Source organism: Arthrobacter sp. MDT1-49-2, from assembly GCF_059090185.1.
Genome location: NZ_JBNHFK010000001.1, coordinates 407,195 through 422,060, shown reverse-complemented (window position 1 = coordinate 422,060; position 14,866 = coordinate 407,195). Strand labels below are relative to the sequence as shown.

At 64.9% G+C, this 14,866-nt stretch carries 11 protein-coding genes and 1 tRNA gene; 9 read left to right on the top strand and 3 right to left on the bottom strand.

The window, feature by feature from the left end:
- Positions 1–199 precede the first annotated feature (199 nt).
- From gltB to pyk, 8 genes are all read left to right on the top strand, one after another.
- A complete protein-coding gene (gene gltB, locus AC5RTS_RS01915; protein WP_493990373.1) occupies positions 200–4,789 on the top strand; it encodes a glutamate synthase large subunit in 4,590 nt (1,529 codons plus the stop codon).
- Positions 4,782–6,239, top strand: a complete 1,458-nt coding sequence (locus tag AC5RTS_RS01910) for a glutamate synthase subunit beta (protein ID WP_493990372.1) — start codon at positions 4,782–4,784, stop codon at positions 6,237–6,239. The genes gltB and AC5RTS_RS01910 overlap by 8 nt, the downstream gene beginning before the upstream one ends.
- 255 nt (positions 6,240–6,494) lie before the next feature.
- On the top strand, positions 6,495–6,866 hold the full coding sequence (locus AC5RTS_RS01905) for a PadR family transcriptional regulator (protein WP_493990371.1): 372 nt from the start codon (positions 6,495–6,497) through the stop codon (positions 6,864–6,866).
- Positions 6,847–7,209, top strand: coding sequence for a DUF1048 domain-containing protein (locus AC5RTS_RS01900; protein WP_493990370.1), 363 nt, complete (start codon positions 6,847–6,849; stop codon positions 7,207–7,209). Before AC5RTS_RS01905 ends, AC5RTS_RS01900 begins: the two co-directional genes overlap by 20 nt.
- Before the next feature lie 22 nt (positions 7,210–7,231).
- Positions 7,232–8,059, top strand: a complete 828-nt coding sequence (locus AC5RTS_RS01895) for an ABC transporter ATP-binding protein (RefSeq protein WP_493990369.1) — start codon at positions 7,232–7,234, stop codon at positions 8,057–8,059.
- Complete coding sequence (locus AC5RTS_RS01890; RefSeq protein WP_493990368.1) at positions 8,056–8,814, top strand: ABC transporter permease; 759 nt, start codon at positions 8,056–8,058, stop codon at positions 8,812–8,814. The genes AC5RTS_RS01895 and AC5RTS_RS01890 overlap by 4 nt, the downstream gene beginning before the upstream one ends.
- Positions 8,815–8,954: 140 nt before the next feature.
- Positions 8,955–9,734, top strand: coding sequence for a hypothetical protein (locus tag AC5RTS_RS01885; protein ID WP_493990367.1), 780 nt, complete (start codon positions 8,955–8,957; stop codon positions 9,732–9,734).
- A gap of 220 nt (positions 9,735–9,954) precedes the next feature.
- On the top strand, positions 9,955–11,466 hold the full coding sequence (pyk, locus tag AC5RTS_RS01880; protein WP_493990366.1) for a pyruvate kinase: 1,512 nt from the start codon (positions 9,955–9,957) through the stop codon (positions 11,464–11,466).
- 107 nt (positions 11,467–11,573) lie between these two features.
- On the opposite strand, the gene AC5RTS_RS01875 is transcribed toward pyk, so the two are convergent.
- A complete protein-coding gene (locus AC5RTS_RS01875) occupies positions 11,574–12,221 on the bottom strand; it encodes an ANTAR domain-containing response regulator (protein ID WP_493990365.1) in 648 nt (215 codons plus the stop codon).
- Between the two features lie 124 nt (positions 12,222–12,345).
- Here AC5RTS_RS01875 and AC5RTS_RS01870 point away from each other — a divergent pair.
- A tRNA-Leu gene (locus tag AC5RTS_RS01870) sits at positions 12,346–12,430 on the top strand.
- A 67-nt stretch (positions 12,431–12,497) separates the two neighbouring features.
- Here AC5RTS_RS01870 and AC5RTS_RS01865 read toward each other — a convergent pair.
- Positions 12,498–13,235 (bottom strand): aspartate/glutamate racemase family protein, encoded by a 738-nt coding sequence (locus AC5RTS_RS01865; RefSeq protein WP_493990364.1) that lies wholly within the window; start codon positions 13,233–13,235, stop codon positions 12,498–12,500.
- Positions 13,236–13,275: 40 nt separating this feature from the next.
- Positions 13,276–14,853, bottom strand: a complete 1,578-nt coding sequence (locus AC5RTS_RS01860; RefSeq protein ID WP_493990363.1) for an NCS1 family nucleobase:cation symporter-1 — start codon at positions 14,851–14,853, stop codon at positions 13,276–13,278.
- Between the last annotated feature and the right edge of the window lie 13 nt (positions 14,854–14,866).

The following is a 14,866-nucleotide window of genomic DNA, read 5'->3' as shown; positions in this document are numbered from 1 at the left end:
GGCTGCAGCCCGGGAGACCCATCCGGAAAGCGCCGGTCACGGCAGGCAGGATTCCCAGTGGAACCGGATTTCGGACTACTAGGACGAAGTGAGCCGTAGAATCAATAAACGCCGCGGAGGATCCCCCTGAGGATTTCCCGCCGTGGGGCCAGCGCTGTCCCCTCCCGACGCTCTAATAAGGGGGAAGGACTCACTTCTTATGACTGATTCCCTGTCTGCTTTTTCCGACACCGTAGTGTCGCCTTTCACCCGCTTTGCCGCGCTCCCGGAGGACTCAGGTCTGTACCGGGCCGAAAATGAGAAAGACGCCTGCGGCCTGGCGGTTATCGCCACCCTGCGGGGCGAGCCCACGCACGGGATTGTCGACGCCGCCCTGACCGCCCTGCGCAACCTCGAGCACCGCGGTGCCGTGGGGGCCGATGAAGGAACCGGCGACGGCGCCGGCCTCCTCACCCAGGTGCCGGATGAATTCCTGCGTGCCGTGGTGGACTTCGAACTCCCCGCCCCCGGCGGCTACGCCGTAGGCACCGCGTTCCTGCCTACCGAAGACCGCGAACAGCACACCGCCCGCGCCGGAGTGGAGGCCATCGCCGCCTCTGAAGGCCTGCGGGTACTGGGCTGGCGCGAGGTTCCCGTGGTCGCCGATCTGGTCGGTGCCATGTCCCGGGCCTGCATGCCCTACTTCGTCCAGGTGTTCCTGGCCCCCGAGGAAGGCCTCGGCACCGATGACCTGGATGCGCGGGCCTTCCGCGTCCGGAAGCGGTCGCAGAACAAGTTCGGCGTCTACTTCCCCTCCCTGTCCTCCAAAACCATGGTCTACAAGGGTATGGTCACCACGGCGCAGCTGGAACCATTCTTCCCGGACCTGTCCGATCCCCGGTTCAAGACCCGGCTGGGCATTGTCCACTCCCGCTTTTCCACCAACACCTTCCCGTCCTGGCCGCTGGCCCAGCCGTTCCGGACCATTGCCCACAACGGTGAAATCAATACGGTCAAGGGCAACCGCAACTGGATGCGTGCCCGGCAGTCGCAGATGAAGAACCCGCTGCTGGGACAGACGCCGGAGGAACTCTTCCCCATCTGCACCCCCGGGGCCTCCGATTCGGCGTCCTTTGATGAGGTTGCCGAGCTGCTGATGCTCTCCGGGCGGCCCATCACCCACGCGATCATGATGATGATCCCGGAGGCGTGGGAAAACCATGCCACCATGGACCCGGCCCGCCGGGCGTTCTACCAGTACCACTCCATGCTGATGGAGCCGTGGGACGGTCCCGCCGCCGTGTCCTTCACCGACGGCACCCAGGTGGGTGCGGTGCTGGACCGCAACGGTCTGCGCCCGGCCCGCTACTGGGTCACCGATGACGGTCTGGTGGTCCTGGCCTCCGAAGTCGGCGTCGTGGATATCGACCCGGCTACCGTGGTCCGCAAGGGCCGTGTCTCGCCCGGGAAAATGTTCCTGGTGGACACCGCCGAGGGCCGGCTGATCGAGGACGAGGAAATCAAGTCCGAGATAGCTGCCGCCAACCCCTGGGCGGAATGGGTGAAGGAAAACCAGGTCCGCCTGGAGGAACTGCCCGAGCGCGAGCACGTGCTGCACACCAAGGCCTCCATCAACCGCCGCCAGCGCACCTTCGGCTACACGCAGGAGGAATTGCGCATCCTGCTGGGCCCGATGGCCCGCACCGGTGCCGAACCGCTCGGAGCCATGGGCTCGGACACCCCTATCGCCGTGCTCTCCAAACGGCCGCGGCTGCTCTTTGACTACTTTGTGCAGTCCTTCGCCCAGGTAACCAACCCGCCGCTGGACGCCATCCGCGAGGAACTGGTCACCTCCATGCAGGCCTCCATCGGACCCAACGGCAACCTGCTGTCCCTGAAGCAGGTGAAAACCAGCCAGGTGGCACTGAAGTTCCCGGTGATCAATAATGACGAGCTGGCGAAGATCGCCAACCTCACCGACGAGGACGGCGAACGGATCGCCCTGAAGGTCCGCGGCCTCTACCGCCCCCAGGGCGGCGAAGCGGAACTTCGTGCCCGGATCAGCGAAATCTGCGAAAAGGTCTCCGGTGCCGTGAACCGCGGCGTGCAGTACATCGTCCTCTCGGACCGGGATTCCAACGCCCAGTGGGCGCCGATCCCGTCCCTGCTGTTGCTCTCCGCCGTGCACCACCACCTGCTCAAGAGCGCCAACCGCACCAGGATCTCCCTCCTGGTGGAGGCCGGAGACGTGCGCGAGGTGCATCACGTGGCAGTGCTCATCGGCTACGGCGCCTCCGCAGTGAACCCGTATCTGGCGATGGAAAGCTGCGAGGAACTGGTTCGCAACGGCGACATCACCGGTGTCACCCGTGAAGAGGCCGTGACAAATCTGATCAAGGGCCTGGGCAAGGGCGTCCTGAAGATCATGTCCAAGATGGGCATCTCCACCGTGGCCTCCTACTGCGGGGCCCAGACCTTCGAGGCCATCGGCCTCGGCCAGGAACTGGTGGACGAGTTCTTCCACGGCACGCAGACCCAGCTGGGCGGCGTCGGCCTGGACGTCATTGCCGCTGAGGCGGGTGCCCGGCACGCCGAGGCGTACCCCGGCGACGGCGTGGAGGAACCGCACCGTGCGCTGGACAACGGGGGTGAATACCAGTGGCGGCGCGAAGGCCCGCCGCACCTGTTCAACCCCGAAACGGTCTTCCGGCTGCAGCACGCCACGCGTGAGCGCCGGTACGACGTGTTCAAGGCGTACACCAACGGCGTCAACGACCAGTCCAGGAATTTGATGACCCTGCGCGGTCTGCTGGACTTCCGCACGGGGGAGCGGCCCCCCGTGCCGCTGGACGAGGTGGAGCCGGTTTCCAGCATCGTTAAGCGCTTCTCCACCGGTGCCATGAGCTATGGCTCCATCTCCAAGGAGGCCCACGAGACGCTGGCCATTGCCATGAACCGGTTGGGCGCGAAGTCCAACACCGGCGAGGGCGGGGAAGACGTGGAGCGGCTGCTGGATCCCGAACGCCGCTCGGCCATCAAGCAGATTGCCTCCGGACGGTTCGGTGTCACCAGCCTGTACCTGACCAATGCCGAGGACCTGCAGATCAAGATGGCGCAGGGTGCCAAGCCCGGCGAGGGCGGGCAGCTGATGGCGCAGAAGGTTTACCCCTGGGTAGCCCGTACCCGCCACTCCACCCCGGGTGTGGGGCTCATATCCCCGCCGCCGCACCATGACATTTACTCCATTGAAGACCTGGCGCAGCTGATCTATGACCTGAAGCGCTCCAACCCGTCCGCCCGGGTGCACGTCAAACTCGTGTCCGAGGCCGGAATCGGCACCGTGGCGGCCGGCGTGACCAAGGCCAAGGCCGACGTCGTGCTGGTCTCGGGACACGACGGCGGCACCGGCGCTTCGCCGCTGAACTCGCTCAAGCACGCCGGTGCTCCCTGGGAGCTCGGCCTGGCCGAAACCCAGCAGACCCTGATGCTCAACGGGCTTCGGGACCGCGTAGTGGTCCAGGTGGACGGGCAGTTGAAGACCGGGCGCGACGTGGTGATTGCCGCCCTGCTGGGCGGAGAGGAATTCGGCTTCGCCACCGCGCCGCTGGTGGTCTCGGGCTGCATCATGATGCGGGTCTGCCACCTGGACACCTGCCCGGTGGGCGTGGCCACGCAGAACCCCGAACTGCGCAGCCGCTTCACCGGCAAGCCGGAGTTCGTGGTGAACTTCTTCGAATTCATCGCCGAGGAAATCCGCGAAATCCTGGCCGAACTCGGGTTCCGCACCCTGGAAGAAGCGATCGGGCACACCGAACTGCTGGACACCCGGGCCGCGATTGACCATTGGAAGGCCGACGGCCTGGATCTGGAACCGATCCTGCGCGGTGCAGAGGTGGACCCCGGTGCTCCGCTGCGGAACATGGTGACGCAGAACCACGAACTGGATCTTCACTTCGACAACAAGCTGATTGAAATGAGCGCGGATGCGCTGCAGAACCGTGCCCCGGTGCGGATTTCCCTTGACGTGGTGAACACCGACCGCTCGGTGGGCACCATGCTCGGACACACCGTCACCAAAACGTTCGGGACCGATGTCCTGGCCCCGGACACCATCGACATCACCCTCACCGGCCAGGCCGGCCAGTCCCTCGGGGCCTTCCTCCCGGCTGGCATCACCCTGCGCCTGTTCGGTGATTCGAATGACTACGTGGGCAAGGGCCTCTCCGGCGGACGGATCATTGTCCGCCCGGACCGCGGAAACGTGTTCCCCGCGGAGCGCAATGTCATTGCCGGCAACGTGATCGGCTACGGTGCGACCAGCGGCGAGATGTTCCTCAGCGGCCAGGTCGGCGAACGCTTCCTGGTCCGCAACTCCGGAGCCACCGCGGTGGTGGAAGGTATCGGCGACCACGGCTGCGAATACATGACCGGCGGACAGACCCTCATCCTGGGTCCCACCGGACGCAACTTCGGCGCCGGCATGTCCGGCGGCACCGCGTTTGTCATCGACCTGGTCCAGGCGAAGGTCAACAAGGAAAGCCTGGAGCGCGGGGAACTGCGCCTGGAGGCTCCGGATGCGGAGGACATCGACATTGTCCGCGGCCTGCTGGTCCGGCATGTCGAGGAAACCGAATCCGATCTGGCACGCAAACTGCTGGAGAACTTCGAGGACACCGTGTCCCGGATTACCAAGGTGCTGCCGCGGGACTACGCAGCAGTGCTCGGCGCCCGCGCCTCGGCCGTTGAAGCGGGACTGGATCCCGACGGGGCTGAAGCATGGACTCAGATTTTGGAGGTTACCGGTGGCTGACCCACGCGGATTCTTGAAGGTACGCGAACGCGAAACACAGCCGCGGCGCCCCGTGAGCGTGCGCATCATGGACTACAAAGAGGTCTACGAAGCGCAGGAAAAGGGCGTGCTGAAGGCACAGGCCGGCCGCTGCATGGACTGCGGCATTCCGTTCTGCCATCAGGGCTGCCCGCTGGGCAACCTCATTCCGGAATGGAATGACCTGACCTGGCGGGACAAGGGCGCCGAAGCCATTGAACGGCTGCACGCCACGAACAACTTCCCGGAATTCACCGGACGGCTCTGCCCGGCACCCTGCGAGGCGTCCTGCGTGCTCGGCATCAACCAGCCCCCGGTCACCATCAAGCAGGTGGAGGTTTCCATCATTGATGAAGCCTGGGGTGAAGGCTGGGTCACCCCGCACCCGCCCGAGCGGCTCACGGACCGCACCATCGCCGTCGTCGGCTCCGGGCCCGCCGGACTGGCCGCCGCCCAGCAGCTCACCCGCGCCGGACACACCGTGGCCGTCTACGAACGCGATGACCGCATTGGCGGGCTGCTGCGCTACGGCATCCCGGACTTCAAGATGGAAAAAATCCAGGTGGACCGCCGCCTGGAGCAGATGCGCACCGAGGGCACCCGGTTCCGCACCGGCGTGGAAGTAGGCAAGGACATCAGCTGGGAACAGCTGCGCCGCCGCTACGACGCCGTGGTGATTGCCACCGGCGCCACCGTGCCCCGCGACCTGCCCATCCCCGGCCGTGACCTGACCGGCGTACACTTCGCCATGGACTACCTGGTCCAGTCCAACAAGGCCGTGGCCGGGGACAAGGTGAAGAACCAGATCAATGCCGAGGGCAAGCACGTGGTGATCCTGGGCGGCGGCGACACGGGTGCCGACTGCCTGGGCACCGCCCACCGGCAGCAGGCCGCGTCCGTCACCACCCTGGCGATCGGCCAGCAGCCGCCCGCCGAGCGTGCCGTACACCAGCCGTGGCCGATGTACCCGACGCTGTTCGAGGTGGCCAGCGCCCATGAAGAGGGCGGCGAGCGGACCTACCTTGCCTCCACGGTCGAGTTTGTGGGGGAGAACGGGAAGCTGACCGGCGTCAAGGTGGCCGAAACCGAGTTCGTCGACGGAAAGCGCCTGCCGAAGGCCGGCACCGAGCGGATCATCCCCGCCGACCTGGTTTTCCTGTCGCTGGGCTTCACCGGCCCGGAACCGGCCGGGCTCGCCGATCAGGTGTCCGCAGAATTTGATGACCGCGGCAACGTGGTCCGGGACGGTTACTACATGACCGGCACCCCCGGCGTGTTCGCAGCCGGCGACGCCGGACGCGGACAGTCCCTGATTGTGTGGGCGATTGCCGAGGGCCGTGCCGCGGCCGCCGCCGTGGACCAGTGGCTGATGGGCTCCACCAGGCTGCCGGCACCGGTGGCCCCCACGGATCGGGCCATCACACCGTTGTAGGCGCGCTTCCCGTCCCGAAACTGTAGGCCGGACCCGAAACACAGACCGGCCGCTCCAGACGCACAACAGAACACACGGGCTCGACAGAACAGGCCCGAAGACCCAGCCCCGGCGGCTGGGCCTTCGGGCCTTTTCCACGCCCCGGATTTTCCTGCCCTGGAATCTTCTGCCGCACCCTTTGCGCCGCTGCTACCCAGTGTTACTGTCTAGTGGTAGTCAGTAACACTGAGTAGGCGGAAGCGGCAGGGGCGGTCCATGGGCAAACAGATGACGGAGATGCTCAAGGGCACCCTCGAAGGCATTGTCCTGGCCCTTATCGCCGCCAGTCCGGCCTACGGCTACGACATCACGGCACGGCTCCGGGACCAGGGCTTCAGCGATATCGCCGAAGGCACCGTGTACGCCCTTTTGCTCCGGATCGAAAAACGCGGCCTCGTGGATGTCGAGAAGGTGCCCTCGGACAAGGGGCCGGCACGCAAGGTCTACACCCTGAACGCGCAAGGAGCGGATTACCTTCGTGAATTCTGGGGAAGCTGGAGCTTCCTGACGGCACGGATCGAACATCTGCAGCGAGACGTCCAACAGCCGCACGACACGGGAGGCAATGATGGCCGCGAAATGGATTGAGCTGGTGACGGGCTCATTTGAGGACAAAAGGCGCTGGCGCCGCTTCAAGCAGCGCAAGGCCCAGCTCCCTGCGGGATACCGGACCGCCATGGACGGCCTCGAACGCTACTTTATGTACGCGGGGCCGATTGCCAAAGGCGACGTCTATGTCCAAATGCTCGAAGACCTCGCTGACCTGTTTGAGCGTGCCGCCGTAGACGGCACACCTGTCCGCAGCGTCGTCGGTGAGGATCCGGTGGAGTTCGCAGAGGACTTCATCGCGAACTATGCGGACGGCCAGTGGATCGACAAGGAGCGCAGGCGCCTGATTGAGACCATCGAGCGGTCCGCGGGAGAGGCATAACCACCGGGATTGGAGGCCGGCTATGCGTACCAACCACACCCTCGCTCCCGCTCCCGCCATCCGGGTGGAGGGGATTGAGAAATCGTTTCGGAATCTGCAGGTGCTGCGCGGGGTCGACTTTGATGTGAGTGCAGGCAGCATCTTCGCACTCCTGGGCTCCAACGGTGCGGGAAAAACAACGCTCGTGCGGATTCTGTCGACGTTGTTGGCCGCCGACGCCGGGTCCGCTGCGGTCTCGGGCTTCGACGTCGGAACCCACCCCGCCGATGTGCGCCGCTCCATCAGCCTGACCGGACAGTTCACGGCCGTTGATGACGTGCTGACCGGCCGGGAGAACCTGGTCCTGATCGCCAAGCTCCGCCACCGGAAAAATCCGGGGGCTGTTGCGGACGAGATGCTCGCCCGGTTTGCACTCGCTGATTCGGGAACCCGCAGGGCCGGCACCTATTCGGGCGGAATGCGGCGCCGGCTCGATATTGCGATGAGCCTGATCGGGGAACCGAAGGTTGTTTTCCTGGACGAGCCGACCGCCGGCCTGGACCCCCAGGCGCGCAACGAGGTGTGGCACACCGTACGGGAACTGGCCGCTACCGGAACCACCGTTCTGCTGACCACGCAGTACCTGGACGAGGCGGAGCAGCTCGCCGACCGCATCGGGATCCTGCACGAGGGCGTCATCATCCGGAACGGCACCCTGGCTGAACTGCAGCAGCTCCTGCCGCCGGCGAAGGCTGAGTACGTCACCAAACAGGCGTCCCTTGAGGACGTCTTCCTCGCCCTGGTCGGCGGGACCGGCCGGACCCCTGCCGCAGAAAAGACACCGGCCGCGGAAGAAAGGGAAAGCCGATGACCGCACTTCGAGATACCACCGCACTGACGGGCCGCTCCCTGCGCCACGTGCTCCGCAGTCCCGACACCGTCATCACCACGGCCGTCACCCCGGTTGCCCTGATGCTGATGTTTGTCTACGTCTTCGGCGGCGCCATCAGCACCGGATCGGGGGAGGCCTATATCAACTACATGCTCCCCGGCATCCTGCTGATCACGATTGCCTCAGGTGTGGCCTATACGGCCTACCGGTTGTTCCTCGACAAGCAGGAGGGCATGGTCGAACGCTTCCAGTCCATGCCCATTGCCCGCTCGGGAGTGCTCTGGGCGCATGTGCTCACCTCGGTCAGCGCAAACCTTGCCGCGGTTGCCCTGGTCATCGGCGTGGCCCTGGTCATCGGGTTCCGCACCGGGGCATCGCCGGCGGCCTGGCTCGCTGTCGTCGGGATCCTGGTCCTGTTCACGCTGGCGCTCACCTGGCTGGCAGTGATCGCCGGCCTGGCGGCAAAAACCGTGGACGGCGCCAGCGCGTTCAGTTATCCGTTGATCTTCCTGCCCTTCATCAGCTCGGCGTTTGTCCCCACCAGTACGATGCCCGGACCCGTCGCGTGGTTTGCGGAGAACCAGCCCGCCACGTCCATTGTGGACACCATGCGGGCACTGTTCGCCCAGCAACCCGTCGGCACGGATGTCTGGATAGCGCTGGCCTGGCTGGCGGGGATCCTCGCTGCGGCCTACGCCGGGGCGACTGCCATCTACCGCCGCAAGGTTGGCTGACTGTTTCGGGTAGAGTGTGGCGTCCGTAGCGGATCCGGTATCCGGCGCGCACATTTTTGGGACACGCACATTTGGGGGAGAGCAGGATGGTGGCAGGGGTTATCGGGACCGTTTTCGGGGTCGCTTTGACGGTTGGTTTGGTGACACTGATTGTTTTCCTCACCGCACGCCGCAAGGCAAAAAAAGCCGGCCCCCAGGCACGGGTGGAGTTCAACCCCCGGGGATTGCGCGGTGTACTCCTGTTTATTGGCGCTCTCGCCGTCTTGGTGTGGGCCGCTGTGCTGATGGCCATTGACTCCGACAGGCCCTCGTGGGTGTTCAGCGTCGGAATTGTGTTCTTCCTCGGAGTGCTTCGGCCGGTGCTCCAAAAGATGACCGGGAGCATGTTTGTGGTCAGCGGGGAGGGTAAAGGCACGGGCGGCGCTGCTGCTTCACCGTCCGGGTATTACAGCCCGGCGCAGTTCCCGCCTTCCCAGTACCCGGCCCAGGCCAGCCCCGCTCCGTATCCTGCCGCCCAGTACCCGCCGGCCCAGGCCAGCCCGACCCTGTACCCGCCGACGCACTTTATGACCGGTGACACCGCTTCGGCGCAGTATGAATCGCCTGCGTCAGCGGCTGCGCCAGCGCCGGCGGCAGCGACCGCCGGTGGAACGCCTGAAGCGGCCGCCCGCGCCGGGGCCATGAAGAAACCGCTCACCCGCCGGCAGGCCGACCTGCGGCTGCTGTACCTTCCGGCGTCCGCCAGTGTGATGGTTGCCCTGGTGCTTGGCTTCGGCGGCAACTGGACGGCGGCCGGCTTCCTTATGGGGCTGGCAGTAATCAGTGCGCTGAGCTATGTGATGTACCGCAACTCAGTTGCCGGGCGGACAGACGCCAAGGCGGCAGAGGCAGCACATAGAGGAGAAGAAACCCCCGGGTAGGGTCGGAAGGGGTACTGCACAGATTCCCACGGTCCGCCGTCCGTGCCGCCGTCGTCGGGCGCGGAAGACAGCATTTGCGCCTGTCTGTGGGAATTTGTGCAGGCTTCTGCACTGGCGGTACGGCCTTTGACCTGTATCGGCGGCAGCAAGCCGGTGGTCCGGCCGCGCCCGCGGGTCCGTTCCCATGCGGAAATCCGCAAGGAAGACTAGGCTGGGAATTATGAGACGCGCAAAGATTGTTGCCACTTTTGGACCAGCGATCGCCAGCTATGAAAATACCGTAGCGGTTCTTCGCGCGGGCGTGAACGTCGCCCGTATGAATATGAGCCACGGCGACCACTCCGTACACAACGCCACGTATGAGAACGTGCGCAAGGCTTCCGCCGAGCTCGGCATGCCCGTAGGCATTTTCGCCGACCTGCAGGGCCCCAAAATCCGGCTCGGCCGGTTCACCGAGGAACCCCACTTCCTGAATGTGGGCGATACGTTCACCATCACCACCGAGGACATTCCCGGCACCCGGGAAATCTGCTCCACCACCTACAAGGGCCTGCCCGGCGACGTTAAGATCGGCGACTTCCTGCTGATCGATGACGGCAAGGTCAAACTGCGGGCCGTGGATGTCACCTCCACCACCGTCGTGACCCAGGTGGTTGTGCCCGGCAATGTCTCCAACAACAAGGGCATCAACCTGCCCGGTGTTGCCGTGAACGTTCCCGCACTCTCCGAGAAGGACGAGGACGATCTCCGCTGGGCACTGAACCGCGGCGTCGACATGGTTGCCCTCTCCTTCGTGCGCGACGCCGGCGACATTGCCCGCGTGCACGAGATCATGGATGAGGAAGGCCGCCGCGTACCGGTGATCGCCAAGATCGAGAAGCCGCAGGCCGTGGCAAACCTCGAGGAGATCATCGACGCGTTCGATTCCATCATGGTTGCCCGCGGTGACCTCGGCGTTGAGCTGCCGCTCGAAGAGGTTCCCCTGGTTCAGAAGAATGCCATTGAACTGGCACGCCGCTGGGCCAAGCCCGTGATCGTGGCCACCCAGGTGCTCGAATCCATGATCGACAACCCCCGCCCGACCCGCGCTGAAGCCTCCGACTGCGCCAACGCCGTACTCGACGGCGCCGATGCCGTGATGCTCTCCGGCGAAACGTCCGTGGGCAAGTACGCCATCGAAACGGTGGAGACCATGGCCCGGATCATCGAGTCCACCGAGGAGCACGGCCTGAACCGCGTTCCGCCGCTGGGTTCCAAGCCGCGTACCCGCGGCGGCGCCATCACCCGTGCCGCCGTCGAAATTTCGGACCAGCTGGATGCCAAGTACATCTGTACCTTCACCCAGTCCGGTGACTCGGCCCGCCGCCTGTCCCGACTGCGCCCGTCCAAGCCGGTGTTCGCCTTCACCCCCGTGGAGGAAACCTACCGCTACATGACCCTTTTCTGGGGCGTGGCACCCATGCTCGTTGAGTTCGCCGAGCACACGGACCAGATGACCCTCCAGGTGGACCGGACGCTGCTTGAAGAGGGCCTGGTGGAAGACAATGACCTGGTGGTCATCGCCGCCGGTTCCCCTCCCGGACAGGCCGGTTCCACGAACAGCCTCAAGGTGCACCGCGTAGGCGACATTGCCGACGCCGGCCAGCGCTACGAAGGCCAGGAGCGGATCAAGGAAAAGGTCGGCCCGTGGCCGGTCAAGGACAGCAAGAAGGGCAAGGCCAAGGCCATTTAGCCCCACGGCCTGCCGCACAGACAGGCACGCAGTTCAAACAGAGCAGTACAAACGGAAAGGCCCCGTCCGGTTGGACGGGGCCTTTCCGTTGCAGTCCCAGCTGTAAATCAGTTGACCTGGTTGATGATGGTCTCGGCGACCTCGCGCATGCTCAGGCGCCGGTCCATGGAGGTCTTCTGGATCCAGCGGAAGGCCTCGGGCTCGGTCAGTCCCATCTTGGTGGTCAGCAGCGATTTGGCGCGCTCCACCAGCTTGCGGGTGGCGAACTGTTCCTTGAGGTCCGTGACCTCTTCTTCGAGCGCCTTGATCTCCTCGTGGCGGGAGAGGGCAATCTCGATGGCGGGGATCAGGTCTGCGGGGGTGAAGGGCTTGACCACGTAGGCCATGGCGCCGGCCTCGCGGGCACGCTCCACCAGTTCCTTCTGGCTGAAGGCGGTCAGCAGCACCACGGGAGCAATACGGGCTTTGACGATCTGCTCCGCGGCGGTGATACCGTCCATCAGCGGCATCTTGACATCCATCAGCACCAGGTCCGGCTTCAGTTCCTGAGCCAGCTTCACTGCCTTTTCGCCGTTGTCAGCCTCGCCCACGACGTCGTATCCCTCGCCGGTGAGGATTTCGACGATGTCGAGGCGGATCAGGGTTTCATCCTCAGCGACGAGGACGCGGCGGGCCGGGGCATTGGAGGATGCGGCATTGGCTGCCTCGGCGGATGCCTCGGTGGTCGACGGTGCGGGCTCGGTGGACTCAGACACAGGTGGCTCCTCAGATACGGTCTCTCCTGCCGGCGCACCGGCAGTTCACGTATTCAGCCTATCCGCATGTAGAGTTGTTTTGCGCCCAACACGGCAACTACCCGTTGTTCGTGACAGAGGGCACGCCCGAATGGCGGAATTGGCAGACGCGCTGCACTCAAAATGCAGTATCGAAAGGTGTGTGGGTTCGAGTCCCACTTCGGGCACCAGCGGAATAGACAGCAGCACCCCGGTCTTTGGGCCGGGGTGCTGCTGTGTTCTCGGGTCCGGCAAACGTCAGTGCTGCAGCGACTCGGCGGAAAAGGGCCAGTTACGGAAAACCTTCGGCCTGCCCGGTGAGTAGGTGCGGACCTTCGAAGTGCTCAGTCCCATCCGGACCAGCGACTCGGCAACCGTGACTGCCGCGGCGACGCCGTCAACCACCGGTGCGCCGGTGCGTTCGGCGACGCTGTCCTTCAGTCCGGCCATACCGCCGCAACCGAGGCAGATCACTTCTGCCCGGTCTTCCTGCACCGCCAGTGCGGCCTGCTCCGTGATGGCACGCACGGCGGCCTCGGGATCCTCCTCCAGGCCCAGCACCGACATACCGCTGGCGCGTACCGAAGCACACCTGTCCAGCAGTCCGGCCAGTTTCAGGCGGTCCTCAATCAGCGGAACGGTGCGGTCCAGGGTGGTGACCACCGAATATTTGTGGCCCAGGTACATGGCCGTGGCGGCTGCGGCTTCGGTGATGTCCACCACCGGGACATCCAGGAGTTCCTGCAGCCCCTCCCTGCCGTGCTCGCCGTAGCCCGCCTGGATCACGGCGTCGAAGGGTTCCGGGTAGGCCCTGACCGTTTCCATCACCGCTATCGCAGCCAGGTAGCTTTCATAGTTTCCTTCCACGGACTCCGCCCCGAAGAGCGGGGTCAGCGGAACGATTTCGGTGCCGGGTGAGGCTGCCTCGGCGGCCTGGATGCCGATGGACTCGGTCATGCTCTCCGTGGTGTTCACGTTGAGTACAAGAATGCGCATTCTTTGGGTCCTTTCACGTGCCGTCAGTGCCGGCTTCGTTTTAGTGCCTGGGTGCCACGGCGATGGCTTCGCCGTCCACGGCCCGGAAAGGACTGTGGTGTTTGGTGATCAGCAGGTAAATGACCGCCGCCAGGATGGATCCGACAAACCAGGAGAATCCGGCCACCAGGCTGAAGGCGGGAACCAGTGCCAGGACCAGCGCGACGACGGCGGCCGGTGTGCCGGCGATGATGGCCTTGCGGTTCACTCCGCGGGTGTAGGCGTAGTCGCCGTCAGGGGACTCCGAGTAGAGATCGGGCATGTTCACCCTGCCCTTACGCACCAGCCAGTAGTCGGCCATAATGACGCCAAACAGCGGCCCCAGCAGGGCGCCGAGTCCGCCGAGGAAGTACACAATGACCACGGGGGAGTTGTACAGGTTCCACGGCAGGATGATGAGCCCGATGACCGCCGAGACCAGGGCGGCCCGGCGGAAGTTCAGCCGGCGGGGGAAGAGGTTGGCCAGAGTGTAGATGGGGGCCACGAAGTTGGCCATCAGGTTCACCGCGATGGTCAGGATGATCAGTGCGAGGGCCGCCAGCACCAGCAGGAAGGTGTTGGGGATGGTATTCACAATGTCGGTGGGGGATTCGATGATGGTCCCGTCGATGCGGTACTGGGCACCGGCCAGGACAATCACGATGACGGCAAAGAAGAGCATGTTGATCGGGATGCCGAAGAAGTTGCCGCGCACCACCGAGCGTTCGGAGGGGGCGCCGCGGGTGAAGTCGCAGAAATTCAGGACAAAGGTTCCGTAAATAACCACCCACAGGGCAGCCGACTGGAAAATCCGGACCCACATTTCCCCGCCGGTCAGGGACTCGCTGGTGGACCAGGCGATGGATCCGCCCGCTTCCACGAACATCCAAATGGCCAGGGCCAGCATGGTGACCAGGATGATGGGCCCGGCGAAGGCTTCATACTTGCGGATCATTTCCATCCCGAAACTGACAATGATCACCTGCACCGCCCACAGGGCCACAAAGGAGATCCAGCCCAGCGTCGAGAGTCCCAGGAAGGAATTGGTGTTCAGCGGCGCCAGGTTCGGAGCCAGGGCGAGAATCAGTACGCGCAGCACCACGGACGCCAGATAGGTCTGGATACCGAACCACGCAATGGCCACGGCGCCGCGAATGACTGCGGGAATCTGCGCTCCCTTCACGCCGAAGGCTATCCGGCTGATCACGGGAAAAGGCGCGCCCGTGCGCTCTCCCATGAATCCCGAGAGGTTCAGCAGCAGGAAGAGCAGCACGGCCCCCAGCGCAAAGGCCAGCAGGATCTGCCAGGCGCCCAGGCCCAATGCGAAGAGTCCGATGGCGAAGGCGTAGTTGCCCAGGGAGTGCACATCGTTGGCCCAGAGCGTGAAGATGCTGTAGGCGTGCCAGGTTCGTCCCTGCCTGGTGGTGGGCGCCAGATCCTCGTTGTACAGCTTCGGGCTGACCCCGGGCGGCAGCGGAACCGGCTCCGGCTTTGTCCCCGTCAGGGACGCGGCGGCCGGGTCTCCCACGCCTCCCGGCTCGGGGTCCACCAAATGCGGGGGTAGGCGCTTTGCACGCGCGCCGCGGGCGTTTTGAGACATTTTCAGGCCTTCC